This is a genomic window from Pararobbsia alpina, assembly GCF_965118125.1.
Classification (GTDB): Bacteria; Pseudomonadota; Gammaproteobacteria; order Burkholderiales; family Burkholderiaceae; genus Pararobbsia; species Pararobbsia alpina_A.
The window spans coordinates 2,836,293-2,860,511 of record NZ_OZ221287.1 but is presented as its reverse complement, the minus strand read 5'-3'; the positions used below and the strand labels follow the sequence as shown (position 1 = coordinate 2,860,511).

Annotated in this window: 20 protein-coding genes and 1 pseudogene; 15 read left to right on the top strand and 6 right to left on the bottom strand. The window is 60.6% G+C overall.

Going from position 1 to position 24,219, the window contains the following annotated elements:
• Positions 1 to 8: 8 nt before the first annotated feature.
• The 3 genes from ACMFWR_RS12435 to ACMFWR_RS12425 all read left to right on the top strand — a co-directional run bounded on the left by ACMFWR_RS12435 (position 9) and on the right by ACMFWR_RS12425 (position 4,324).
• Positions 9 to 611, top strand: coding sequence for a phosphoribosyltransferase (locus ACMFWR_RS12435; protein WP_413191964.1), 603 nt, complete (start codon positions 9 to 11; stop codon positions 609 to 611).
• 157 nt (positions 612 to 768) lie between these two features.
• On the top strand, positions 769 to 2,667 hold the full coding sequence (locus ACMFWR_RS12430; protein ID WP_413191963.1) for a potassium transporter Kup: 1,899 nt from the start codon (positions 769 to 771) through the stop codon (positions 2,665 to 2,667).
• A gap of 343 nt (positions 2,668 to 3,010) precedes the next feature.
• Entirely contained in the window at positions 3,011 to 4,324 is a 1,314-nt protein-coding gene (locus tag ACMFWR_RS12425) for an MFS transporter (protein WP_413191962.1), read from the top strand.
• A gap of 243 nt (positions 4,325 to 4,567) precedes the next feature.
• Here the strand turns inward: ACMFWR_RS12425 and ACMFWR_RS12420 are convergent, their stop codons facing one another.
• Entirely contained in the window at positions 4,568 to 6,922 is a 2,355-nt protein-coding gene (locus tag ACMFWR_RS12420) for a Tex family protein (protein WP_413191961.1), read from the bottom strand.
• Between the two features lie 122 nt (positions 6,923 to 7,044).
• Here ACMFWR_RS12420 and ACMFWR_RS12415 point away from each other — a divergent pair, with 122 nt between their 5' ends.
• From ACMFWR_RS12415 to ACMFWR_RS12400, 4 genes are all read left to right on the top strand, one after another.
• Positions 7,045 to 8,055, top strand: coding sequence for a colicin transporter (locus ACMFWR_RS12415; protein WP_413191960.1), 1,011 nt, complete (start codon positions 7,045 to 7,047; stop codon positions 8,053 to 8,055).
• A gap of 55 nt (positions 8,056 to 8,110) precedes the next feature.
• On the top strand, positions 8,111 to 8,326 hold the full coding sequence (locus ACMFWR_RS12410) for a DUF465 domain-containing protein (RefSeq protein ID WP_413191959.1): 216 nt from the start codon (positions 8,111 to 8,113) through the stop codon (positions 8,324 to 8,326).
• Between the two features lie 283 nt (positions 8,327 to 8,609).
• Positions 8,610 to 11,057, top strand: a complete 2,448-nt coding sequence (locus tag ACMFWR_RS12405; protein ID WP_413191958.1) for an ATP-dependent DNA helicase — start codon at positions 8,610 to 8,612, stop codon at positions 11,055 to 11,057.
• A gap of 50 nt (positions 11,058 to 11,107) precedes the next feature.
• Positions 11,108 to 12,526, top strand: coding sequence for an alpha/beta hydrolase family protein (locus ACMFWR_RS12400; RefSeq protein ID WP_413191957.1), 1,419 nt, complete (start codon positions 11,108 to 11,110; stop codon positions 12,524 to 12,526).
• Between the two features lie 74 nt (positions 12,527 to 12,600).
• On the opposite strand, the gene tatA is transcribed toward ACMFWR_RS12400, so the two are convergent.
• Positions 12,601 to 12,846: a Sec-independent protein translocase subunit TatA gene (tatA, locus tag ACMFWR_RS12395; protein ID WP_413191956.1), complete on the bottom strand. Its 246-nt coding sequence runs from the start codon at positions 12,844 to 12,846 to the stop codon at positions 12,601 to 12,603.
• A 338-nt stretch (positions 12,847 to 13,184) separates the two neighbouring features.
• Between tatA and ACMFWR_RS12390 the strand changes: the two genes are divergently transcribed.
• Together ACMFWR_RS12390 and ACMFWR_RS12385 are read left to right on the top strand one after the other, a co-directional pair.
• On the top strand, positions 13,185 to 14,441 hold the full coding sequence (locus ACMFWR_RS12390) for a cupin domain-containing protein (protein ID WP_413191955.1): 1,257 nt from the start codon (positions 13,185 to 13,187) through the stop codon (positions 14,439 to 14,441).
• Between the two features lie 175 nt (positions 14,442 to 14,616).
• Positions 14,617 to 15,921: an Nramp family divalent metal transporter gene (locus ACMFWR_RS12385; RefSeq protein ID WP_413191954.1), complete on the top strand. Its 1,305-nt coding sequence runs from the start codon at positions 14,617 to 14,619 to the stop codon at positions 15,919 to 15,921.
• On the opposite strand, the gene ACMFWR_RS12380 is transcribed toward ACMFWR_RS12385, so the two are convergent.
• Complete coding sequence (locus tag ACMFWR_RS12380; RefSeq protein WP_413191953.1) at positions 15,808 to 16,956, bottom strand: LysR substrate-binding domain-containing protein; 1,149 nt, start codon at positions 16,954 to 16,956, stop codon at positions 15,808 to 15,810. The genes ACMFWR_RS12385 and ACMFWR_RS12380 overlap by 114 nt on opposite strands.
• 497 nt (positions 16,957 to 17,453) lie before the next feature.
• Positions 17,454 to 18,362: a transcriptional regulator GcvA gene (gene gcvA, locus ACMFWR_RS12375; protein WP_413191952.1), complete on the bottom strand. Its 909-nt coding sequence runs from the start codon at positions 18,360 to 18,362 to the stop codon at positions 17,454 to 17,456.
• Positions 18,363 to 18,537: 175 nt separating this feature from the next.
• Here gcvA and ACMFWR_RS12370 point away from each other — a divergent pair, with 175 nt between their 5' ends.
• From ACMFWR_RS12370 to ACMFWR_RS12355, 4 genes and pseudogenes are all read left to right on the top strand, one after another.
• Entirely contained in the window at positions 18,538 to 19,311 is a 774-nt protein-coding gene (locus ACMFWR_RS12370) for an SDR family NAD(P)-dependent oxidoreductase (RefSeq protein ID WP_413191951.1), read from the top strand.
• A 49-nt stretch (positions 19,312 to 19,360) separates the two neighbouring features.
• The gene (locus ACMFWR_RS12365) at positions 19,361 to 20,062 is read left to right on the top strand and encodes a cupin domain-containing protein (protein WP_413191950.1); all 702 of its coding nucleotides are present in this window, start codon (positions 19,361 to 19,363) and stop codon (positions 20,060 to 20,062) included.
• A 28-nt stretch (positions 20,063 to 20,090) separates the two neighbouring features.
• Positions 20,091 to 20,252 (top strand): annotated as a pseudogene (locus tag ACMFWR_RS12360) (hypothetical protein); the annotation flags it as partial.
• A 3-nt stretch (positions 20,253 to 20,255) separates the two neighbouring features.
• Positions 20,256 to 20,531, top strand: coding sequence for an ACT domain-containing protein (locus ACMFWR_RS12355; protein ID WP_413194876.1), 276 nt, complete (start codon positions 20,256 to 20,258; stop codon positions 20,529 to 20,531).
• 79 nt (positions 20,532 to 20,610) lie between these two features.
• Here ACMFWR_RS12355 and ACMFWR_RS12350 read toward each other — a convergent pair whose 3' ends face one another.
• Both ACMFWR_RS12350 and ACMFWR_RS12345 read right to left on the bottom strand, forming a co-directional pair.
• Entirely contained in the window at positions 20,611 to 21,072 is a 462-nt protein-coding gene (locus tag ACMFWR_RS12350) for a hypothetical protein (RefSeq protein ID WP_413191949.1), read from the bottom strand.
• Between the two features lie 192 nt (positions 21,073 to 21,264).
• Positions 21,265 to 21,747: a DUF2846 domain-containing protein gene (locus ACMFWR_RS12345; protein WP_413191948.1), complete on the bottom strand. Its 483-nt coding sequence runs from the start codon at positions 21,745 to 21,747 to the stop codon at positions 21,265 to 21,267.
• Positions 21,748 to 22,552: 805 nt separating this feature from the next.
• Here ACMFWR_RS12345 and ACMFWR_RS12340 point away from each other — a divergent pair.
• Positions 22,553 to 23,143, top strand: a complete 591-nt coding sequence (locus ACMFWR_RS12340) for a hypothetical protein (RefSeq protein WP_413191947.1) — start codon at positions 22,553 to 22,555, stop codon at positions 23,141 to 23,143.
• 28 nt (positions 23,144 to 23,171) lie between these two features.
• On the top strand, positions 23,172 to 24,203 hold the full coding sequence (locus tag ACMFWR_RS12335; protein WP_413191946.1) for a TolC family protein: 1,032 nt from the start codon (positions 23,172 to 23,174) through the stop codon (positions 24,201 to 24,203).
• Positions 24,204 to 24,219: the final 16 nt, after the last annotated feature.

Sequence of the window (24,219 nt, the reverse complement as noted above, 5' to 3'; positions counted from 1 at the left end):
ACCACACTATGTCTTTGCCGAAAAGCGACGATCAGCACCTCTGGGTCAGCTGGGATGAATACCACCGGCTGATCGAACAGCTTGCGCTCGCCGTGCACGAGTCGAAGTGGAAGTTCGACAAGATTCTGTGCCTGGCACGCGGCGGTCTGCGCGTGGGCGACCAGCTGTCGCGGATCTTCGATCTGCCGCTCGCGATCCTTGCGACGAGCTCGTACCGCGAAGCCGCGGGCACGCAGCGCGGCGACCTCGACATCGCGCAATACATCACGATGACGCGTGGCGAGCTTCACGGCAACGTGCTGCTCGTCGACGATCTCGTGGATTCGGGTGTCACGCTCGCACGCGTGCAGCAGCATCTGAAAGAGCGCTATCCGGCCATCGAGTCGGTGCGTTCCGCGGTGCTCTGGTACAAGGCGTGCTCATCGGTGAAGCCGGACTATTTCGTCCAGCATCTGCCGACCAATCCGTGGATTCACCAGCCGTTCGAAGACTGGGATTCGTTGCGCCCCCACAATCTCGCTGCATGGATCAAGCGCGGCAGCAACGCGGGCCGTGGGTCCGGCATGGGTGCGGCGGACGCGGCGTCGGGCATCAGCTCGACGCAGGCCTGACACAGCCGCCGACGGCTCCTCGCGCCCCGATGTGGCGCAATCGTGGTTTGGACGTTTCGCGACGGGCAGTACAATGGTGCCGTTCGTGCGAGCGCCCGCCACGAGGGGCGCGTCTGTGTGCCAACCGATCGACTACAACGGCTGAACAAGCGTTTTCATGAGCCACACCATCGACGCGCACTACCCGGTGCGCAAACAAGGCCTGGCGCCCCTGATGGCGGCCGCCATCGGCGTAGTTTTCGGCGATATCGGCACGAGCCCGCTGTATTCGCTCAAAGAAGCCTTCAGCCCGACGCACGGCGTGCCGCTCGGACCGACCTCCATTCTCGGCGTCATCTCCCTGCTGTTCTGGGCCATCATCATCGTCGTTTCGCTCAAGTACGTGATGTTCGTGATGCGCGCGGACAACAACGGCGAGGGCGGGGTGCTTGCGCTGATGGCCATGGCCATCCGGCCGCTCGGGAAGACATCGACTGTCGCCCATGTGCTGATCGGCCTCGGGGTATTCGGCGCCTGTATGTTCTACGGCGACGCCGTGATCACCCCGGCCATTTCGGTCATTTCAGCCGTTGAAGGCCTCGAAATCGCCGCGCCACATCTGAGCGAGTACGTGGTGCCGATCACGATCGTGATCCTGATCTGCCTGTTCTATATCCAGCGCCGCGGCACCGACACCGTCGGCAAGCTGTTCGGGCCGATCATGATCCTCTGGTTCATCGTGCTGGCGATCATGGGCATCTCGCACATCGCGTCCGAGCCCCGAATCATTGCCGCGCTCAATCCGTACTACGCCTACAAGTTCATGGAGGCCCACGTGCTTCAGGCGTATGTCGTGATGGGCTCCGTGTTTCTCGTGTTGACGGGGGCCGAAGCGCTCTACGCCGACATGGGGCACTTCGGCGCGAAGCCGATCCGCTTTGCGTGGTACGGACTGGTCATGCCGTCGCTCGTGCTGAACTATTTCGGACAGGGCGCGCTGCTGCTGAACAATCCGAAAGCGATCGAAAACCCGTTCTTCCTGATGGCACCGGACTGGGCGCTCCTGCCGCTCGTCGTGCTGTCGACGGTGGCCACGGTGATCGCGTCGCAGGCCGTGATCTCGGGTGCGTTCTCGCTGACCTCGCAGGCGATCCAGCTCGGCTATGTGCCGCGCATGAAGATCACGCACACGTCCGCGCAGGAAATCGGCCAGATCTACATCCCCGTCGTGAACTGGATGTTGCTGTTCATCATTCTGTGCGTCGTCATGGGCTTCCGTTCGTCGGACAACCTCGCTGCCGCGTACGGTATCGCGGTGACGACGACGATGATCATCACGACCGTGCTTGTCGCCTACGCGATGATCGGCGTGTGGAAGTGGCGCAAGGCCGTCGTGGCGCCCATCATCACCGCCTTCCTGATTGTCGACTTTGCGTTCTTCGGTGCGAACCTGCTCAAGGTGGCCGAGGGCGGCTGGCTGCCGCTGACGATCGGCGCGATCCTGTTCTTCCTGCTGACGACGTGGTCGAAGGGTCGTCATATCGTCAAGGAACGCACGGCGGCAGACGGTATTCCGCTCGAGCCGTTCCTCGAAAGCCTGCTCGCGCATCCGCCGCATCGCGTGACGGGTACGGCGATCTATCTGACGGGCAGCGACACGCTCGTGCCGGTGAGCCTGCTGCACAACCTCAAGCACAACAAGGTGCTGCACGAGGTCACCGTCTTCATGAATTTCCAGACGCTCGACGTGCCGTATGTCGAAGATGCCGATCGGCTCGAGACGCGCGACCTCACGGGTGGCGTCTACGCGGTCAAGGCGCGGTTCGGGTTTAACGAAACGCCCGACGTGCATACGATCCTGCGCATGATCGAAGCGCGGCACGACATTGCGTTCGAGTTGATGGACACGTCGTTCTTCCTCGCACGCGAAACCGTGGTGCCGACCAAGCTGCCCGGCATGTCGGTCTGGCGCGAACGGATCTTCGCGTGGATGCATCAGAACGCTGCGAAGCCGACTGACTTCTTCAGCATCCCGGCCAATCGCGTGGTCGAGCTGGGGACCAAGATCGAAATCTGAAGCACTGTAGGATGTGACGGAGCGCTTACCCGTGCTCCGTCATTGAAGTAGCGCCATCAGCCCGCGCGCACAACGAGCGGGTTCCGTGTCCGATGTTCATACACTTCGGGGCGGAAAGCGTGGTGCCCGAGACCGGAATCGAACCGGTACGACCACGAAGCGACATGACAAGGGGTAAAAGGTGTCATGGCCGAAAACACATCCGCGCGGCGACTGATCCGCCCACGCGAGGTGGGTCGCATTGCAGCCGTGGTTGGCACCGGTATCCGTTTGAGCGCTCAACGCGAAACGTGATGCGGCCAGCGCTGCAGCATGAACGAGACCAACAAACTCAGGAGACAGCATGTCCACGTCGACACCGGCGCCTGTTACGGCGTCGCGTGACGGTACGAGCCGTACGCGCATTATCTTCGCGAGCTTTATCGGCACCGCGATCGAGTTCTACGATTTCTACGTCTATGCGACGGCCGCGGCGCTGGTCATCGGCCCCGTCTTCTTCCCGCATAGCTCTCCCGCCGCCCAGGCGCTGTCCGCCTTCGTCACGTTCGGCATCGCGTTTATTGCGCGGCCGATCGGCGCATTTTTGTTCGGCCACTTTGGTGACCGGATCGGACGCAAGGCCACGCTTGTGGCGTCGCTGCTCGTGATGGGCGGCTCCACGACACTGATCGGTTTTGTGCCCGGGTACGATTCGATCGGCGATCTCGCTCCGATCTTGCTCTGCGTACTGCGCTTCGGTCAGGGCATCGGCCTTGGCGGTGAGTGGGGCGGTGCCGCGCTCCTCGCGACCGAGAACGCGCCGGCGGGCAAGCGCGGCTGGTTCGGGATGTTTCCGCAGCTTGGGCCGTCGATCGGCTTCCTCGCATCGAACGGCCTGTTTTTTGGTCTTGCGCTGGGCCTGTCGGACGCCGACTTCAAGAGCTGGGGCTGGCGCGTGCCGTTTATCGTCAGCGCAGTGCTGGTCGGCCTCGGCCTCTATGTGCGTATGAAGATCGCTGAAACGCCGGCATTCCAGGCGGCGATCGATCGCCACGAACGGGTCAAGGTGCCTGTTGCGGAACTGTTGGGCCGGCATCTGTGGCCGACGCTGCAGGGCGCGCTCGCGATGGTCGTTTGCTACACGCTCTTCTACATTTCGACCGTGTTCTCGCTGTCGTATGGCGTGTCCGCGCTGCATATGAGCCGCCAGAGCTTCCTCGGGCTGCTCTGCATCGCCGTGGTCTTTATGGCGATTGCCACGCCGATATCGGCAATCGCGAGCGACCGTTTCGGCCGTCGACCGGTGCTGGTAGTCGGCTGCATCGCGGCGATCGCTTCGGGCTTCACGATGTTGCCGTTGCTCGGCAGCGGTGACCCCGTGCAAGTCGCGCTATTTCTGATCATCGAACTGTTCCTGATGGGTGCGACATTCGCACCGATGGGCGCGCTGCTGCCCGAACTGTTCCCGACGAACGTACGTTATACGGGCGCGGGTGTCGCCTATAACCTCGGCGGTATTCTGGGTGCATCGGTGGCCCCGTATATCGCGCAGCTGCTTGCGAATCGCGGTGGCCTGAGCTGGGTCGGCGGCTATGTGTCGGTGGCCGCGCTGATCAGCCTCATCGGTGTGCTGACGATGCGAGAGACGCGGAGCGACGATCTGATGCGCAACAGCTAAGGAAGCGGCGCAAGATACGCACTTCCGCTGCGCAGCAAGACACCTCTGCGATGCGCCAGGTGTGGCATTAAAACAGAGTCGGCCAAGCGATACGCAGCGGGGCCGCCAGATCGGCTTGCATCGGCCAGTTGTTGGACGCATAAGATGCAAAAAAGGCGGTTCGGCTATCAGCCGTACCGCCTTTTTTTTCGAGCGCGCCACGACAAACCATCAACACGCGCCCGTCATCCCATTCGCAGCGAATTACTTCTTGAGCTTCGCGAACGCTGCTGCCATTGCGTTTTGCGTTTCGGGTTCGCGTTGACGCGGTGCATTGCCTCGCGGCGCGTTGATGTTGCGCGGACCGCCGTTGCCGCTGCCCGACGATGATCCTGCGCCACGGTTGCCGCCACCGCCCGACGTCGCACCGACCTCATCGGTCATCCGCATCGTCAGTGCAATACGCTGGCGCTTGACGTCGACCTCGAGCACCTTGACCTGAACCACCTGGCCCGCCTTGACGACTTCATGCGGGTCCTTGATAAAGCGGTTCGACATCGCCGATACGTGAACGAGGCCGTCCTGGTGCACGCCAATATCGACGAAAGCACCAAAGGCTGCGACGTTCGTGACCACGCCTTCGAGCTGCATGCCGGGGCTCAGGTCGGAGATCTTTTCCACGCCTTCGCGGAACGTCGCCGTCTTGAACTCGGGACGCGGGTCGCGGCCTGGCTTTTCGAGTTCGCTCAGAATGTCGCGCACCGTCGGCAAGCCGAAGCGATCGTCGACGAATTCTGTCGGGGCGAGGCCCTTGAGCACTTCGCGATTGCCGATCAGCGCGCTGACGTCTTTCTTGACCTTCGCGACGATGCGCTCGACGACCGGATAGGCTTCCGGGTGCACCGACGAACGATCGAGCGGATTGTCGCCGTTGTTGATGCGCAGGAAGCCGGCGGCCTGTTCGAACGTCTTGTCGCCGAGGCGCGGCACCTTCTTGAGTTGCTCGCGATTCGGGAACGCGCCGTTCTGGTCGCGGAAGTCGACGATATTGCGTGCGAGCGTGGCATTCAGCCCCGACACGCGCGAGAGCAGGGCGACCGATGCTGTATTCAGGTCGACGCCGACCGCGTTCACGCAATCCTCGACGACCGCATCGAGCGAACGCGCGAGTTCGCGCTGGTTCACGTCATGCTGATACTGGCCGACACCGATCGCCTTCGGCTCGATCTTGACGAGTTCGGCGAGCGGATCCTGCAAACGGCGTGCGATCGACACAGCGCCACGCAGCGTCACGTCAAGGTCCGGAAATTCCTTGGCGGCCAGTTCCGATGCCGAGTAGACCGATGCTCCGGCTTCCGACACAACGATCTTCTGAAGCTTGAGTTCAGGGTGCTTGGCGATCAGCTCGCTCGCGAGCTTGTCTGTTTCGCGCGAAGCGGTGCCGTTGCCGATACTGATAAGTTCGGCTTGCGTCGCGATCGCCATGCGGGCGAGCTTCGCGAGCGAGCCGTCCCAGTCGCGGCGGGGTTCGTGCGGGAAGATCGTGTCGGTGGCGAGCACCTTGCCCGTGCGGTCGACGGTCGCGACCTTCACACCCGTGCGCAGGCCCGGATCGAGGCCGATCACAGCCTTCGGACCCGCCGGTGCGGCGAGCAGCAAGTCCTTGAGATTGCGCGCGAACACGTGGATCGCTTCCGACTCGGCCGTTTCGCGGAGTTGCGTGAGCAGGTCGTTCTCGAGGTGCGGCTGCACCTTGACGCGCCAGCACCAGCGGCATACGTCACCGAGCCACTTGTCAGCGGGGCGGCCTTGCTGGCGGATGCCGTTGTGGCCCGCAATACGCAGCTCGCCCGGATGCGGCGTCTGCGCGTCGAGCTCTTCGCCGAGGCCCAGCTTGACGAGAATGATCCCCGCATTGCGGCCTCGGAACAGCGCGAGCGCGCGGTGCGACGGGATCGTATTCAGCGTCTCGTCATAGTCGTAATAGTCGCGGAACTTCTCGCCTTCCTCGAGTTCCTTGCCTTCGACGACCTTCGAGCTCACGACGCCTTCGTTCCAGAGCCACTCGCGCAGCTTGCCCAACAACTCGGCCGTTTCGCCGAATTGTTCCGACAGAATGTCTCGCGCACCATCGAGGGCAGCCTTGGCATCCGCAACACCTTTTTCGGCGTCGACAAAGCGCGCGGCCTCGGTTTGCGGATCGAGCGTCGGATCGGCGAGCAGGGCGTGGGCGAGCGGCTCGAGGCCGGCTTCGCGGGCGATCTGAGCGCGCGTGCGGCGCTTCTGCTTGTACGGGAGGTAAAGATCTTCGAGTGTCTGCTTGCTGTCCGCGGCAACGATGGCTTCGGCCAGTGCGTCGGTCAGCTTGCCCTGTTCCTGGATGCTCTGGAGGATCGCGGCGCGGCGGTCTTCGAGCTCGCGCAGGTAGATCAGGCGTTCTTCGAGGTTACGGAGTTGCGTGTCGTCGAGGTCGCCGGTGACTTCCTTACGGTAGCGCGCGATAAACGGCACCGTGGCGCCTTCGTCGAGCAGTTCGACGGCGGCGGCGACCTGGCGCGGCTGCACCGCGAGTTCGGTGGCGATTCGCTGGACGATCTTCAGTGCTACGTTTTCCGACATGGTGCTGACTTCGAGTGACGGGAGCCGGGGATTGTGCCACAACGCGCGCGGGCCTCTGCGCAGGAAAGGATCGGATTACCGTACGGCCATTGGCCCGGGCCGCGCGATGCTAGAATTTGCCCATGTTCAATCGACCCATTCTGAAGCCCGCCTGCGCGTTTGTCGCCGTGTGGCTGATCTGTGCCGGTACACCGGCCCAAGCCGCCGGCGATGCGGCAAGTTCGACCGTGACCGGCCAGTCCGCAACGGGGCAGGCCGCCATGGGCCAGCCCGGGACGAGCCAGCCCGCCCAGCCCGGAACCGCCCAACGCGTCGTGGCGCAGCCGTATATGCCGGCCAGCGGCGCGAGGCCCGTTTCGACAGCGGCAGACAACGACGCGCGGCAGCAGCGGATCAATGCGCTGACCGACGACCTGAACTACCGATACGCCGTCGAGCAGCACAATTGTTACAGCACGTTCTTCGTCAACCACTGCCTCGACAAGTCACGTGACGCGATGCGCGTGGAGCGCGCGGCCATTCGTTCGCAGCAGCTCGAGCTCGACGACGAAATCCGCGCAGATCGCGCGAGCGAGCGTAACGAGAATGCCGCCATCAAGGCCGCGCAGAACCAGGCCGATGCACCGCAGCGCGCGTTGAACGAGCAGGCGAACCAGAAGCAGTATGACGATCGCCAGCGTCAGGCCCAGCTCGACCAGGCGCAGCGCGACGCACAGGCGTCGCAGCGTGCCGCGAGCGCGCCGAGCGACGCGGAGCACGATGCCGAGATGCAGCGCAAGCTTGACGCGGCGCGTCAACAGGGCGTGATCGATGCGCAGCAGCGCGCGTCGAACCAGGCTGCGTATGCGCAGAAGCAGGCCGACTATCAGGCCAAGCTCAAGCAGGCCCAGGACAACGCCTCGGCCGATGCGCAGCAGCACGCCGAAAACGCGCAGAAGTTCACGGAAAAGCAGCAGGCCGCAGCGCAGCACAAGGCCGACGTCGAGCAGCGCCAGAAGCAGGCCGCCGACAAGGCCGCGGATAAGCAGCGCCAGCAGGACGAGCAGCTCAAGCAACAGCAGCAACAGCAGCAACAGCAGCAACAGCAGCAACAGCAGCAACAGCAGCAACAACAGCAGAACCCGCAGAAATAGTCACGCTCGCGCCGGCCGCGGTCGTGACGGAACAAGCGTCCAACCGGAGGCGAGCATGCATATCACGCCCACGATCGACGAGAACGCGGTCCGCACGCGTATCGCTGAACTGGAAGCCGAGCATCATGGCCTGAATGGATTGATCGCGAAGCTTTGCGATATACCTGGCGTCAACGACTTCGAGCTTCAGCGCCTCAAGAAGCGCAAGCTCAAGGTCAAGGACACCATCCTCCTGCTCAAGCTTCAGATCGACCACGATCGCCGAGCGTGACGGCGGCAGTGCGGATGGGCAGGGGTGGTAACGGCGGCAGTGCGCGCCGGCAGGGGGTTATTCTCCGTTGTGTAGCCTGGCGTCCCGGGCTCCATGCACGGTTCGCTGTGCCGGCTCCAACCACTGTCGGATGCCGTCGCTTGCTGTTCCATGACGCGGCTTGCATCACGCCGGATAGATCGCGTGATGCGATACAGGTTTGTAATGGGCGCTGCGCGTGGTGGCGCCCAATATTGATTGTCAGAACGCTGGTTTGAATTTACGCACCGAAGTCGTCTCCCTCATGTCCGAGCCTTACCCCGATACCCCTGTTTCTCCTGCTGCCAGCGACCAGCCTGCCGACGAACGCCTTGTGGCGACGCCGGCCGCCAACGACGTGGCGGGCACGGCGCCGTCCGAAGGCGCGCCCAAGGGATCGGCCAGCCGGATCACGGGCCTCGCGTCCGCCGTCGTCGGCAAGCTCAAGCCAGCGCACGCTGCCGAGCTCGAACACATCTTCTCCGAGACGGGCCTGCTCGCGAAGCGCATCGACGGCTATCGCGTGCGTGCGTCGCAGCTCGAAATGGCGCGCGCCGTGGCGGCAGCCATGGAGGCCAGCAGCCAGGCACAGGCACGCACCGGGCTCGGCGACCTCGAACGCCCGGCACGCGCGCTGCGTGCAGAGTACGACGGCATTGCCGCACTCGACGCTGGCACATCGCGCGACAAGAAAGCGACCGACAAGAAAGCAGGCGAGGCGAGCGGCGCCGATGAGATCTCGATCGAAGACGGCGGCAACACGCTGATCGTCGAGGCCGGCACCGGCACGGGCAAGACGTATGCGTATCTCGTGCCCGCGATGCTCTGGGGCGGCAAGGTCATCGTCTCGACCGGCACCAAGCACCTTCAGGACCAGCTCTTCCTGCGCGACATTCCGACCGTCCGCGACACGCTCGTTGTGCCGGTGTCCGTGGCCATGCTCAAAGGCCGCGCGAACTACCTGTGTCACTACTACCTGCAACGCGCGTCGGACAATGGCCGGCTGCCTTCGCGTCAGGACGCTGCGCACCTTCAGGAAATCGTGCGCTTCGCAAAGATCACGCGCACCGGTGACAAGGCCGAACTGTCGAGCGTGCCCGAGAACTCGCCCGTGTGGGGCATGGTCACGTCGACGCGCGACAACTGTCTCGGACAGGACTGCCCGAACTACAAAGACTGCTTTGTGATGAAGGCGCGCAAGGAAGCGCAGCAGGCCGACATCGTCGTCGTCAATCACCATCTGTTCTTCGCCGACATCATGCTGCGCGACACCGGCATGGCGGAACTGCTGCCGACCGCGAACACGGTGATCTTCGACGAAGCGCATCAATTGCCCGAAACCGCGACGCTGTTCTTCGGCGACACGCTGTCGACGACGCAATTCCTCGAGCTTGCACGCGACTCGGTGTCGGAAGGGCTCAAGCACGCACGCGACGCCGCCGATTGGGTCACGCTGGGCGCGGCCCTCGAACGTGCGACGCGCGACGTGCGTCTCGTGTTCGGACCCGAGATTCAGCGCATGTCGATTACGCAGCTCGGCGACATCCATCCGCTGTTCGAAGCGCTGGAACACGTGCGCGACGAACTCGATGCGCTGTCGAGCGCATTGTCCGGTGCGTCCGAACGTGCGGAGTCGATCGCCAACTGCGTCCGGCGTGCGCGCGAACTGCGCGAGACACTCGACGGCTGGCTCGAATTGCCCGACGAGGCAACAGCACAGAGCGCACAAAACGAGGCCCAGAAGCGCGGCGAACGTGCCGTCGCAACGCGTGGTTCCGATGCGAAGGCTTCGTCGAGCGATACAAGCGATGCCAAGTCGGGAGGCACGAAGCCCAAGGAAGGGTACGTCGAGGAAGTGGTCCGCTGGGTCGAAGTGTTTTCGCACACGGTACAGTTGCACGAAACACCGCTGTCGGTCGCGCCGATCTTTGCCAAGCAACGTGCGGGCACACCGCGCGCCTGGGTCTTTACGTCGGCAACGCTGTCGGTCAAGGGTGACTTTAATCACTACTCGGCGCAGATGGGGCTCAACGCAAAGCGCTCGATGACGTTGCCGAGCCCGTTCGATTACGACGAGCAGGGCCTGCTCTATGTGCCCCGCGACATGCCGCAGCCGCAGTCGCCGAACTTTACCGATGCCGTGTTCAACGCTGCTTTGCCGGCGATCGAGTCTGCACAGGGCGGCGCATTCATCTTGTGCACGACGTTGCGCGCCGTGGACCGGATGGCATCGAAGCTTCGCGACGTCTGTGCGACGCGCGGCTGGAACTATCCCGTGCTCGTGCAGGGCGATGCGAGCCGCACGGAGTTGCTCGACCGTTTCCGCGCGCACGGCAATGCGATCCTGATCGGCAGCCAGAGCTTTTGGGAAGGCGTCGACGTGCGCGGCGATGCGCTACGTCTCGTGGTGATCGACAAGCTGCCGTTCGCGCCGCCCGATGATCCTGTGCTCGCGGCTCGACTCGACGCGCTGACCAAGAAGGGCTTGAGCCCGTTTGCCGTGCATCAACTGCCGCAGGCTGTCATCACGCTGAAGCAGGGCGCAGGCCGACTGATTCGTGCAGAGACCGACCGCGGCGTGCTGATGATTTGCGATTCGCGAATCGTCGACAAGCCCTACGGCCGCCGCATCTGGCAAAGCCTGCCACCGTTCAAGCGCACGCGGGATGTGGAGATGGTGCAGGCGTTTTTTGATGAGCACCGCGCGCGGTAAAAGCGACCACGTGAAGCTCGACTCGGATTTATAAATATAAAAGGCAATCCGTGAATACATCGGTCGTCATGGGGTTGGCGGCATTGTGTGTGGGTCTTGCGCTAACGGGCACAGCGAGCGCGCTCGATGATGCGTCGCCAGGCGTAAAGCCCGACTCACCGCTCAACGAGCGCGACCTCATCGTCGAGGTCGAGCGACCCAAAGCAAAGCTGCGGGTCACGATGTTCTTCCCTCCGTACGGCGGCCCGTTTCCTCTTGCGCTCGTGAACCACGGCGCGGCGCACGAGCCGAAGAAGATGCCGAAATACGGCGACGAGTTCATTCCCTACTACTTTCTGTCGCGTGGATACGCCGTCGCGCTTCCGTTGATGCGCGGATACGGCGACTCTGAAGGGCGTATGGCGCCAGCAGGCTGCGATTCGGTGCTCGAAGGATCGCGCGCGGCGGCCGATATCCGCCAGGTCCTGGATGTCGTCAAAGCCGAACCCGGCATCGATCCATCGACAATCATCGTCGCCGGCAAGAGCATGGGTGGGTGGCACACGCTTGCGTTCGGCGCGACACAGCCTGCCGATGTCCGTGCTATCGCGAGCTTCTCCGGCGGATATAAAGAGTCAGATTGCGCCACACCCGATCAAGCGCTGATTCAAGGCAGCGCGACACTGGGGAGCAAGACTAAGATCAAGTCGATCTGGTTTTTCGGCGAAAACGATCAGATCTTTTCGTCGTCAACCTGGCACGCAATGTTCAATGCGTACAAGGGAGCGGGTGCGCCCACCGAATTGGTCGATGTAGGGACGTTTCAGGACGATGCGCACGCCGTGTTCGCATCTGCCGCCGGGCTGGCCGACTGGATCAGCAAGATGGATGCGTTTCTCGCGTCCGTAGGGCTGCCTCACACGGAGATCTACCCCGGATACCTTCCGAAGTCGGGACCGGCTGCGACAAACTACGCCGACATCAACGATCCGCGCGCGGTTCCGTATCTCTCGGAGAAAGTCGCAAAAGCGTATCTGGACCGATTCAAGTCCTATCCGCTGCCACGCGCGATGGCGGTCGGGCTGGGCGGAGCCAGTGTCATCTCCAACGCGGTCGATACGTCTGAAGCTGCCTTAGCCGATTGCCAGGCGCATACGAGCTATTGCCAACTCTATGCCGTCGACAATTCAGTCGTGTGGACGGGGCAGGCGGGTGCACCGGCAGCGACCAAGTTCGCACGGCTCGACGATGCGACCGCAGTCCCCTTTTTGAATCCGGCGGGCCGGGCAGGGTATTTGAATTTTCTGCAACTGCAACGACCCCGTGCATTTGCCGTCGCCCCGGATGGTGCCTGGGGATCAGCGGCCGGATACGATGCGATGACCACCGCGCTCGTCCGTTGTGGGCAAGGTCACGAAGGGTGCGAGCTGTATGCGGTCGACGCCAATGTTGTCTGGCCGGACACACATCATCCGCAGCCGAGACGGTGAGAATCAGTACCCAAGGGCGACGGGGAACGTAAGAACGTGAGCAGGCCGAGTCGATTGCGCTCCCACCGATACGACTAGCGAGTCAGTTCGGCCCGTTCCACGTTTGCCAGGCTTCGAGGCGCCACACCGACCGGCGTTTCCACGGAATCTGCATCAGAGACAGTCACACTTGTGGGTGTCTCTCCCTCCTGCAGACCGGCTTTGAAATCCTTGATCGCACCTCCGAGGTCCGAACCCAGATGGCGAAGCTTCTTGGTCCCGAAGACCAGGCTTACGATCGCCAGCACAATCAGCCAATGCGCAATGCTCAGGCTACCCATATTCACAATTCCTCGTTGTAGATGAAGTCAGACGTCGCACTGATCAAGTAGCGCGTTCGCAGATCGTAAGCGTTTTGCCTTCTCTCGTTCATCAGATCTGCTTATGACCGCATCGAGAAAAGTTGATTGGTCATTCGCGCCCCACATTCCTAGTATTCGGCCCACCGAGCGAGAAGTCATGCCTCGATTCGCTGGTGTGTGATCGGCGCTGTCATGCGGCGCCGATGCATGTATCCGAGTCATGGCTTCTTGTTCGTTCATGTCGACGCCCCGGCCTCGAGGTATGAGACCAGCCCGTTGCCGGGGTCACACTCAACGCAATGATCAGGAATGACACCATGACCGATTTGAAACGTCGTAGCGTTCTGGCCGGTGCGGCAGCGGGCGCCGTCGCACTGGGCGCAGCAGCGGCAGCGCGAGCCGCCGAGTTCGGCAATCCCGATCGCCCCGCGCAAGGTGCGGTGAATTCGACGGCTGCCGCGCTCTCCGAGCCGGGTCCGCAAAATCCGCAACTTCGCGATGTACTGCCGTCGTTCAACAACCCGCCGGCGACCGACGTCGGCGGAATGGCGATTCCCTGGGCCTCGTTCAATGAAGCGCACAAGCGCATTCAGGCAGGTGGCTGGGCGCGCGAAGTCACGACCAAGGCGTTCCCCGTATCGAAGGACATCGCCGGTGTGAATATGCGCCTCGGACCCGGCGGCGTACGCGAGTTGCATTGGCACCAGCAGGCCGAGTGGGCCATCATGGTCAGCGGTGAAGTGCGCATCACGACGATCGATACGAAAGGGCGCGCGGAAGTGTCGGACGTACAGACCGGCGACATCTGGTATTTCCCGCCGGGCCTGCCGCACTCGCTACAGGGCCTTGGCGACAATGGCGGCGAATTCGTGCTGGCCTTCGATAACGGTGCTGCCGGCGAATTCAACACGCTGATGGTGTCGGACTGGCTCGCGCATACGCCGCCGGATATCCTCGCGCAGAACTTCGGTGTGCCGGCCGAGAAATTCAAGGAGATCCCGCTCGAGCAGCTGTGGATCTATCAAGGCGCGAAGGCAGGCCCGCTGGCCGCGGATCAGGCGTATTGCACGTCGCCTGAGGGCCGGCCCGATCATCCCTTCATCTTCCGCATGGGATCGATGCCCCCGACCGTTTCGAGCGCGGGCGGTGAAGTGCGGATCGTCGACAGCCACAATTTCCCGGTGTCGAAGACGGTCGCTGCGGCGCTCGTGACGGTCCGTCCGGGCGGCCTGCGCGAACTTCACTGGCACCCGGACAACGATGAATGGCAGTACTACATCAAGGGTACGGGGCGCATGACGGTGTTCAACACAGGCCCTGAAGCACAGACCGTCGACTTCAATCCGGGCGACATCGGCTACGTCGAAAAGAACCTCGGCCACTACATCAAGAACACCGGCAAAGAGGACCTCGTGTTTCTCGAGATCTTCAAGTCGGATCACTTCTCCGAGGTCACGCTCGCGCAGTGGCTCTCCAATGTGCCGCGACAGTTGCTGAAAGAGCACCTGCGTGTCGACGACGAGACGCTCGATGCGATTCACAACCTCAAGCATCGCCGCGACGTGCTCGCCTGACTGGGCGTGCTGTGATGTGCATCGCCGATGACATGGCCCGGCCTGTGTCGCAGCGGACCTGTCTCAGGCCTGCTGCGCCCGCAACGGGTGCCGTGGCTCGGCGATGCACGACGACTTGCATCTCCGGGCGCCGATTTGAATTGGCCCATCGCACTACCTTGAGGAGACATCCGTCATGCTAATGGCGATCAAACGCACCGCAAGCTACGCACTGTCCGTCGAATCGACTGCCGACACGGTGACGGCCATCCGTGAAGCACTCGACGACCGGCGCCGCGGCATTCGTGCGCTGCTGCCGCTGGCCGGACCGGCCGTGATCGCCTCGGTCGGCTCTATGGACCCGGGCAACTTCGCGACCAACATCCAGGCTGGATCAACGTATGGATATGAGCTGCTCTGGGTCGTGTTGGTCTCGTCGCTCGTCGCGATGCTGTTTCAGGCCATGTCGGCGAAGCTTGGCATCGTCACGGGCCGCAGCCTTGCCGAAGTGTGCCGTGACGAATTTTCAAAGCCGCTTGTGATCGGCATGTGGATCGCGTCGGAGATCGCGGCGATCGCCACCGACCTCGCCGAATTCATGGGCGCGGCGATGGGGATCTCGCTGCTGTTTCATGTGGCGATGGGGTGGGGGCTTCTGATCACCGGCATCGTGACGATGGGGATTCTGTCGCTCGACAAGCGCGGCTTTCGTCCGCTGGAAATCGTGATCGCTGCACTGATCAGCGTGATCGGCCTCAGTTATCTGTGCGAGCTGCTGATTGCACCGCCGAACTGGCATGCGGCGATCTTTCATACCTTCGTGCCGCATCTGCACGGCAGCGATGCGCTGATGCTCGCCGTTGGTATCGTCGGTGCGACGATCATGCCGCACACCATCTATCTGCACTCGGGCCTGACACAGAATCGGGTGACGGTGCGTAACGACTATCAGCGGCGCAGACTGGTCCGGTTTTCGAACCGCGAAGTCATCGTGGCGCTGGGTTTTGCCGGACTCGTGAATCTTGCGATGGTCGCCATGTCGGCCTCGGCATTTGAAAAGCGGGCGCCGGGCATTTCGGATATCGCCACCGCGTATCACACGTTGACGCCGCTGCTGGGTGCAGGCGCAGCGACGTTGTTTCTCGTCGCGTTGCTCGCATCGGGCATCTCGAGCTCGGTGGTCGGGACGATGGCCGGTCAGACCATCATGCAAGGCTTCATGGGTTTCAAGACGCCCGTGATGGCTCGGCGTCTGATCACGATGGTGCCCGCCGTTGTGGTGTGCATGACCTGTAACCCGATGAGCGCCATGATCGACAGTCAGATCGTGCTGAGCCTGATCTTGCCTGTGCCGCTCATGGCGCTGGTTGTCGTGTCGTCGCGGCGCTCAGTGATGGGCGGGTTTGCGGCGAGCCGGAAACTGATCGTCATCGCCGCTGTCGCCGCGGCCGTGATCGTGGCCCTCAACGTCGCGCTCATCTGGCAAGCCGTGCTTTCGTAGCAGCGAGCGCGTGCGAAGCGCGACTTCAAGGCTTGCCGTCGTTGCGACCGGCGTGGGCAGGGTTAGCGTCTCTGGAGCAGCATATTTCTCGTGCTGATGAGTCATGCCCGTATGCACGTTGTCGATACCCGTGAAGTGCGCGAGCCGGTCTTTGCCTTCTGCGAGAAGGAATTCCCTGAAGTCGAGGGCGCCGGGTGGAAGGTGGCGATCCGCGCGATGGACGAGACACCAGTGGCGCCGGACCGGAAACCCTTGCACGTCGAGTACTTTCAACAAGCCCGCGCGGACTTCCGATTGAATGGTCTGTGCAGGCAGAAAGCTGATGCCGATATCGGCCATCACGGAATGCTTGATGGCCTCCGCACAACCGATTTCCATAAAACGCGGCGCGCTCGACGGGTTCCGGAACGCTTCATTGACGGCACTGCGCGTGTCCGTACCGTTTTCCCTGACGATCAGACATTCGTCGGCGATGCGCGACAGCGGGATGTCGCGTTCGCTTGCAAGCGGGTGCGACGGTGACGAGACCAGCACGAACGGGTTCGGCGCGAAGGGCTCGCAGACGATTGCAGGATCGTCGGGGGCGTGCACCATGATCGCCAGATCGATCTCGTCGCTGCGCAGCAGGGTGATCAGCTGATCGCGACGCCGCACATTGAGGTCGAGATCGAGGCCGGTCGCCTGATGCATGAACGCACTGATCAAATGCGGAAACATGTAACTGCCAGAGGTGATGAGGCCCACACGCAAACGCGGCGAAGTGCCTTTTTTCAAGGTGGCGAACGATTGCTCCGCCGCTTTCAGATCCGCGAGGATCGTCATGCTGTGGCGGAGCATGAGCTTGCCCGCATCGGTCAGGGCAATGCGCTTGCCTGCGTGACTGAATAGCGCCACGCCCGCGAGGTCTTCGACCTGTTTGATCTGCATCGACACCGCGGGTTGGGTCAGATGAAGGTCTTCTGCCGCACGCGAAAAGCTCAGGTTTCTCGCAACACTTTCGAAAGTTTTTAGTTGGCGAATTGTTATGTTTTTCATTCGCTGCCTTGTCTCCAAAGGAAAAACAATCGGCCTTCTTTAGCAAGGCTGATTAATACAATCGCAGTGTATGACTAAAACTTAAATCGTGCTGTGAAGGTGATTGCGAGAAGTCTTTAAATATTTCTAATGTGAAATTAAAATAGAGTACAGTTTAATCGGATTAATAAAGATATTGGAAAACAAGGGTACAGTGGGCTCGAATGCCTCATCCCGGCGCCGATGCAGGGCCCGTAACACGGAATCGTTCTAAATGATTTTTATGTGATCCATGCATGTGCCTAGAAATTGTAGGTATAACTCGGTCTCACAATAATTAAATCGCAATTAACATACTTCTTTTTATTGAAAGGTCGTTGCATGCGACTTGAGTGCGGAGATTGCCGTCATGCGCAGCGTAAGACGTTCTTTGGATTGGGCAGGGCACCTTATCGGCATGCAAAGACAGTGACGATATTTAGCACCGTCGGCGATGCAAAAGGGAAAAGGTGCGGACATTACGCAGCCGCGTCGATGAGCCAGGACCGGAACGCCGCAATGCGAGGTAGCGCCGCGCAGTCGGGGCGGTACACGATGTAGTACGCCAAGGACGACGGCAGCGAAACATCCGGAAAGAGCCGAACCAGACGACCTGCGGCCAGATCGTCGCGGGCCATCACGCTGCGGGCGAGCGCAATGCCCTGGCCGTCGATCGCGGCTTGCAATACTGCCGCGGAATTGTTGATCTTCATCCCGCGTTTGACCGCACTTTTTGTCGCTCCCGCTTTGCGCAACCAGTCACTCCACGAGGGGAAGCCTGACTGTTCATCCATTGAGAGATCGTGGATCAGCGTTTCTTGCGTCAGATCGGCCGGTGTGCGCATCGCGCGATGCTGGCTCTTGAACTTCGGTGAGCACACCGGATAGACCTCTTCATCCATCAGTTTCTCCGCCGCTAAACCCGGCCAGCTTCCTGAGCCATATCGAACACCGATATCGATCTGCTGCGCGACGAAGTCGACGGGCTTCAGGCTGGTGTCGAGCCGAACATCCATATCGGGCCAGGCTGCCTGGAACGTGTCGATGCGCGGCAACAGCCATTTGGCGGCGAATGCGGGACTCACCGTCACCGTGAGCACACCGCTTGTCGATCCTTCCTTGAGCCGTTCCATACCGATTGCAAGACGATCAAAGCCTGCCCGAATGTCGGGCAGCGCGCGCTCGGCCACCTCCGTCGGAATCAGCCGCGTGCGACCGGCGCTGGCGCGTGCAAACAGCTGCGTTCCAAGTGCATCTTCAAGCGTTCGCACCAGTTGACCGACCGCCGCGGGCGTGACGTGAAGCTCGGCGGCGGCAGCGGAAAAGCTTTGGTGCCGTGCGCTGGCCTCGAAAGCGCGCAGTGCGTTGAGGTAAGCAATCGACTTCATGGCGATAAAGATTTTCTTTGGATGGCTGACACTTTATCTCGTTTGTGCGCGTAGAGGGCTCGCATAAGAATGAACCCTGTCCTGCGATATCCAAGGTGGATAAGCGGGTTTGACGCGGCAACGTCGGTCGATTCGTGTCGCGAAAAGATTTTCTTCCTATTCTGAAAGGTGCATCGTGAGCAAACAGTTCGAAGGCAAGACATTGCTGGTCGTGGGCGGCACAAGCGGGATCGGGCTGCAGACTGCCCGAGTGGTGATGGCTGAGGGGGCTAGTGCGATCATTGTGGGTAGCCGCGCCGACAAGACCGAAGCGGCACGTCAGGAGCTTTCGGCCATGGGTAAAGTCACCGCGTTGACGGCCGATCTGTCGAATGACGATGCGGTGACTGGGCTATTGGCAACGCTCGATGCATCGCATGCGGATATCGATCTGCTCGTGAACGCGGCCGGCGTGTTCCTTCCCAAACCGTTCCTCGAGTATGATCGGAACGACTACGACCTGTATATGAACCTGAACAAGGCGTTCTTCTTCATTACGCAAAAGGTCGCAGCGAATCTGGTTTCGAAAGGACGGCCAGGTGCCATCGTCAACATCGGTTCGATGTGGGCCAAACAGGCGATCGCCGCCACACCGTCGTCGGCGTATTCGATGGCAAAGGCCGGGCTTCATTCGCTGACGCAACATCTGGCGATGGAATTGGCGCCGAAGGGCATTCGCGTGAACGCGGTCTCACCTGCTGTGGTGCAGACGCCGATCTATGAAGGGTTCATTCCGAAGGCCGAAGTGCATGGCGTCCTGCAAGGCTTCAACGGCTTTCACCCGATCGGACGTATCGGTACGCCGACCGATGTCGCTGAGGTCGTCGCATTCCTGCTGTCCGACAAAGCTGGCTGGGTCACGGGCGCGATCTGGGATGTCGATGGCGGGGTGATGGCTGGCCGTAACTGAGAAAGCGTGTACGACGCGTGCGTGCACGAGACGTTCTGGAATTCTGCTTATGCTGGTGAACGCTGATTTTTCGTGCCGCGCCGTCGTTACGCCCGATCAATATCAATGGGTCATGTCGCCTCAGGGTGGCGTTGAGCGTGTGATGCTCGACAGGCTTGGTGACGAGAAGGCGAGAGCGACGAGCATCGTTCGCTACGCGCCGGCTTCGCATTTCCCGGTGCATGCCCATCCCGGTGGCGAGGAAATCCTTGTGCTTAACGGGACGTTTTCAGACGCGAGCGCCGATTTTCCAGCAGGCTGGTATCTGCGCAATCCGCCGGGGTCGTCACACGCGCCGTTCAGCACGGAAGGCGCGACGATTTTCGTCAAGCTCTGGCAGATGAGCGCCAACGACAAGCGATCGGTGCGCATCGATACACGCGATCCACAATCATGGCGTCAGCAGGGCGAGCACTGGATGTGTCCGCTCTTTTCGAGTGACTCGGAAACCGTATGGCTACAGCGTGTGTTACCTGGACAAACACTGTTCGCGGATACGCGCGGCGGCGTCGAGCTCCTGGTGATCGACGGCGCCTTGCAATCGGATGCCGGACTGCTTCAAAGCGGGAGCTGGGTCCGTCATCCGGCGTTGGCCTCATCGGCCGTTGCCCACAATCCGCGCCCTGTGCCGGCGGCGATTGGCGTGAGTCAGGAGGGCGCGACGGTGTACTTGAAGACCAGACATCTGGCCCATCTTGTGGCGAGTGCTTAGTCGTCTCGCGTGATGCAGCTCATGCGAGATGTGTTTAACGGCAATGCGGCGGAAACGCAGAGAAAACGCAGAGAGAATCGGCATGACCGGTAAATCGATCAAACTGAAACAATTGCAGGGCACCTACGCAATCACCCGGCACGCGCCTGACGCTGCTATTCCGGCATGGGCAGATGGAAGCGGATTTGTGTGCATGGCTCGCACGGAAGACGAACTGTCGATCGTCTGTCTGCAGTCTCGCGTGCCCGAGGGCTGTCAAATCGATCGCGACTGGACGTGTTTCAAGTTCATCGGTCCGTTCGCCTTCGGGGAGACAGGGATCGTACTGTCGGTCATCAAGCCCCTTTCGGAGGCCGGCCTCGGCATCTTCGTCGTGTCCACGTTTGACGGCGATCATCTGCTCGTGAAAACGGAAGACCTCGCCGCGGCCGTAAAGCTGCTGACTGGCGCGGGGCACCAGCTGCAATGATCAGTCTTGTCGGCAGCACGCCGCATGCGCTCGGTGCGCTGCCGCCGGGTGAAGCGATGTGTCGTCGTGGTGCGTACTTTTAGTCCGCTTCTTTCTTGGCCAACGCGTAGTAGTGAGTTCGCCCGCTTCCGGCCTCGGTGAATTCGACGATGTAGTTGCCAGCGGGCACGGTCATCGGCGGAAAACCCCCGAACATGGCCCCGTCCTTGATGGTTTCATCGGACTGCGACACGCGAGAGACGTTGAAGTAGGCCACACGCTGGTCGAGTGCATCGCACATGACGGCGACATAGGTTGTCTTGCTCGCCGCCCAACCACGGCATTTCCAGCCTTTCAGGATTGCATCGCCAGTTGTCGGACTTAAGAACGAGACGTCCAGACCGTTGCGACCTTTGCGGATCGAGATGCCTGAGAAATGCCGATAATCGACTCGGCTGTCTGTGACCTCGTAGTTTCCAATCAAGGCAGCAGATGCCGTGTCTAACTCCGCCTTCTGATCGGCGACCGAGCGAGGATCTTGATAGCTTAGGCAGCCGGACAAGGAGAGTGCGAGTACTACGGGGGCGAAGCGATGAGGGCGCATAGCGGAGGAAAGCCGAGTTGTTGCGGATGGCACCGAATCGAAAGCGTGTCGTATCAACGTGCCTCAGAGCGATTCCAAGGATTCACGATGCAAGCAGGCAGCGATGCTGCCTGCCGCCTGCATGTCCTCGAGCGAGGCTAGACAAGGCAGTTACATCTTGCCTTTGTCAGTCGAGATCGAAGCCGTCTTGCCCGGTTCGGCGCCCGTGTACTTGAGGTCTTCGAGTTGCTTGGGCGCGGTTTGCGGATCTTCAAGCGTGGGCGTGATGTGGCCAACAAAAAGACCCATGCTGACCGAGGTGCGCACGTAGCGGGTTTCTCCGGCGTGCAGCGTGAAGTCCACCGTTTCTTCGACCTCGGTCGACGTGGATACCGTGTACGCGCCCGGAGGTTCGTCCAGGTAGAAGAACCCACCAGGCTTCGACCGACCTACGACTTGGCCGTTGAGATGGATTTCAGGCTGAATGGCTGCGCCAGCGAACGAACCAGAGCGGAAGAAGTAGACACGCCCCTTGTCGGCTGAAAGCGTCGGAAGCGATGCAGATGTCTCTTTGAATCCGGGCCCGCTTGCGCAGCCCGTCGCGATGAGCGCAGCGCCCGTTGCGAGCACTAAAGTTCGGTAGTTTGTTTTCATTCGATTCTCTTGCACTTGTCGAAAAGCGCGAACCCGCGCCGTTGCCAGATTCGGCTCGACCGATCGCGCAGCGCTTCGTGCGTGTCGCACGCTGCTCGCCCCTATATCCGTCGAGTTGGCGAATCCTTAGACAAATTAACGACACGAACCAGAGAATCTTTATATCTTCGCCATGACGCGCGCGAACGCGTGTCACGGCTTGACCGTGTACCTCAACATCCGATCCCGCGACGACTGCAGCAGTCGCGTCATGGCCGAAGCGGCCGCATCCGCCTGACGCGAAACAATGTGATCCTGACAGCATCGTGTAAAGCGAGATCTTCACTCGGTTGCGCGGCCTGCTGTTGCAGCATCTCCGACGTAGCGAATCGGAGGAATAGCGCCAACAAAGATAATCGTATCTCGTTGCTTCGGTGGGTAATTTAGGCGAGCGAATCGTCAGGCGGGAGAAAACAAGCAAGCTTTGCAACAGCAGTTTTGTGCGCCGTCGACTGAAAAACTAAAAGACAACGGAAGGGTCTGAAGTTGATTACCCTCTTTGCTGAAATAAAATAGAAAGAATGGTGCAATAACAATGAAGGTAATTTTTTGTAAGCATATCGCTCGATAGAAATTTCATTTGTATTAAAATTACTTGATAATTGAACCACCCATATCTTTGAGGGCACGTCACGGTGTAGCCATCGATTGAGCAGTAGTTAGTGAGGTTTACCCGAGGATTGATTTGTTCCAGCGACTAGTGAACGAGCTTATAAAACTAGATTGATGCAATCTGAAGGCTTTGTCGCGGACGTTCGATCGTTCTTTGTTCAAGAACAAGAAAATGATAAATCGAATTACCTGTATTTCGATGTTTTTATTTGTTGCGCTAATTTCAGGGTGCGCGGCGGGCGAATCTACAAAACAGGGGTTCCCGAAAGGGCTCACGCCAATCGATCTGCGTATTGCCAATAGTGTTGCAACGATTAATTTTAGCCTAAGCGCGGTTGATATTCGAAATAATCCAAATCCGGTGATGCTTGCTCTGCAAGTCCTGCTTCCCGCCACTCGATCGGACTTAATGAATAAATATCAAAACACCATACTTGATGTGACTGGTAATCGATTCGGTGTCTTGACGGAAAATGAAATAACACGTCCCGCTCCACATCACCCTATTAGGTTGTACGTCACGTGGGTAGATTTAAACAACAATCGTGTTGTAAAAAGTGGAGACGTAGTTACGCAGTCCGGTTGGCAAGGTAGAGTTGCCGTTGCCGCGGGCCCATCCCTAACGTTGGATTCGATGCGGTTGCCGGCTGGTCGATACCAAATCACCGTTAAAACATTAAATAACGACGATAGATTCGATTCGGGATTTTGGGTCGGACTATGTGTTGGAACAATCTGGGAATAAACGACGTCCGGTACGCTTGCGATCAATATTGCTGCGCCAGGAACCCTGGATCGAGACGGTAGACGTCACAGCCGATTTGGTCCTGTGGGACTTCGGGAGCCGTTCCGCCGCCGCTCGTGCGGCTGCCGAGTTTGTAACCGCAGCTGATGCCTCCTACAGGGCCGCGTTGGGAACATCTTTCGCTAACTTGGCGAAGGACTATTACTCTGCACTTGGCGCCGCTGGTGCCGCCGCCGCGAAAGAAGCAGCTCAGGGGGCCGCACAAACCGAAGCGGCCGCACAGATTCACGTCGATCACGGCGTGGCGCCTATGTCGGACGTCCTGCAGGCTTCGACTTCGGCTGAGGAGGCGCGCTTTGACTACGAAAAAGCGCAAAGCGAGTGCCGATCCGCGTCAGGCGCGCTGGCGTTGGATATGGGCCAGGATCCCTCGCTGCCGCTCGACTTGCCGGATGTAGCGGTGGCGTTGGAAATTCAACCGCTGACGGCATACTCGGTTCGTGAACTGCTCGAAGAAGCGAACGACAACGATCCGAATATTGCTTCTGCGGTGCCTCAGCGAAACGCCGCAGCTGTCCAGATTGACAAGGCAGTCGCTGACGGATTGCCGTCGATTTCGCTCGAGGGGAAATACACGCGCAACAATCAACCCGCCAGTCTGGGGTCGGGCATACCCGAGTTCCCTGCGACCAGGCGCGATTGGTACATCAGCGTGGTCGTGAAGATTCCGCTGTTTGAGGGCTTCTCTCGCTCATATCAGATACGGGAGGCTCAAGCAAAAGCGGCGGAACAGGATGAGGTGATCAACGACGCGAGACGCCAACTGGCAAACGGCGTGTGGACCACGTACGAAACGGTGGTGGAGAGCGGCGAGAACGTCAAATCGACGGAGGGACTTCTCGAAGTCGCGAGGAAATCGTTTGACGTGGCTAACGCGCGCCATAAGGGTGGCACGGGAACAATGCTAGGCACCTCAATCGCATACCGCGATTTGATGCCTTGGACACGAAAGGTCTTCGTCAAAAATGTGACTGCCTTACCGCATCAAACGGACGCGTAGATGGACACCAGACTTG

What these genes read in the sequence shown, in the direction of transcription:
- ACMFWR_RS12380 (WP_413191953.1), bottom strand. Translation starts at nt 16,956, where the DNA reads ATGAAAAACATAACAATTCGCCAACTAAAAACTTTCGAAAGTGTTGCG.
- ACMFWR_RS12430 (WP_413191963.1), top strand. Translation starts at nt 769, where the DNA reads ATGAGCCACACCATCGACGCGCACTACCCGGTGCGCAAACAAGGCCTG.
- ACMFWR_RS12410 (WP_413191959.1), top strand. Translation starts at nt 8,111, where the DNA reads ATGCATATCACGCCCACGATCGACGAGAACGCGGTCCGCACGCGTATC.
- ACMFWR_RS12345 (WP_413191948.1), bottom strand. Translation starts at nt 21,747, where the DNA reads ATGAAAACAAACTACCGAACTTTAGTGCTCGCAACGGGCGCTGCGCTC.
- ACMFWR_RS12435 (WP_413191964.1), top strand. Translation starts at nt 9, where the DNA reads ATGTCTTTGCCGAAAAGCGACGATCAGCACCTCTGGGTCAGCTGGGAT.
- ACMFWR_RS12415 (WP_413191960.1), top strand. Translation starts at nt 7,045, where the DNA reads ATGTTCAATCGACCCATTCTGAAGCCCGCCTGCGCGTTTGTCGCCGTG.
- ACMFWR_RS12425 (WP_413191962.1), top strand. Translation starts at nt 3,011, where the DNA reads ATGTCCACGTCGACACCGGCGCCTGTTACGGCGTCGCGTGACGGTACG.
- gcvA (WP_413191952.1), bottom strand. Translation starts at nt 18,362, where the DNA reads ATGAAGTCGATTGCTTACCTCAACGCACTGCGCGCTTTCGAGGCCAGC.
- ACMFWR_RS12405 (WP_413191958.1), top strand. Translation starts at nt 8,610, where the DNA reads ATGTCCGAGCCTTACCCCGATACCCCTGTTTCTCCTGCTGCCAGCGAC.
- ACMFWR_RS12385 (WP_413191954.1), top strand. Translation starts at nt 14,617, where the DNA reads ATGCTAATGGCGATCAAACGCACCGCAAGCTACGCACTGTCCGTCGAA.
- ACMFWR_RS12420 (WP_413191961.1), bottom strand. Translation starts at nt 6,922, where the DNA reads ATGTCGGAAAACGTAGCACTGAAGATCGTCCAGCGAATCGCCACCGAA.
- ACMFWR_RS12365 (WP_413191950.1), top strand. Translation starts at nt 19,361, where the DNA reads ATGCTGGTGAACGCTGATTTTTCGTGCCGCGCCGTCGTTACGCCCGAT.
- tatA (WP_413191956.1), bottom strand. Translation starts at nt 12,846, where the DNA reads ATGGGTAGCCTGAGCATTGCGCATTGGCTGATTGTGCTGGCGATCGTA.
- ACMFWR_RS12355 (WP_413194876.1), top strand. Translation starts at nt 20,256, where the DNA reads ATGGCTCGCACGGAAGACGAACTGTCGATCGTCTGTCTGCAGTCTCGC.
- ACMFWR_RS12390 (WP_413191955.1), top strand. Translation starts at nt 13,185, where the DNA reads ATGACCGATTTGAAACGTCGTAGCGTTCTGGCCGGTGCGGCAGCGGGC.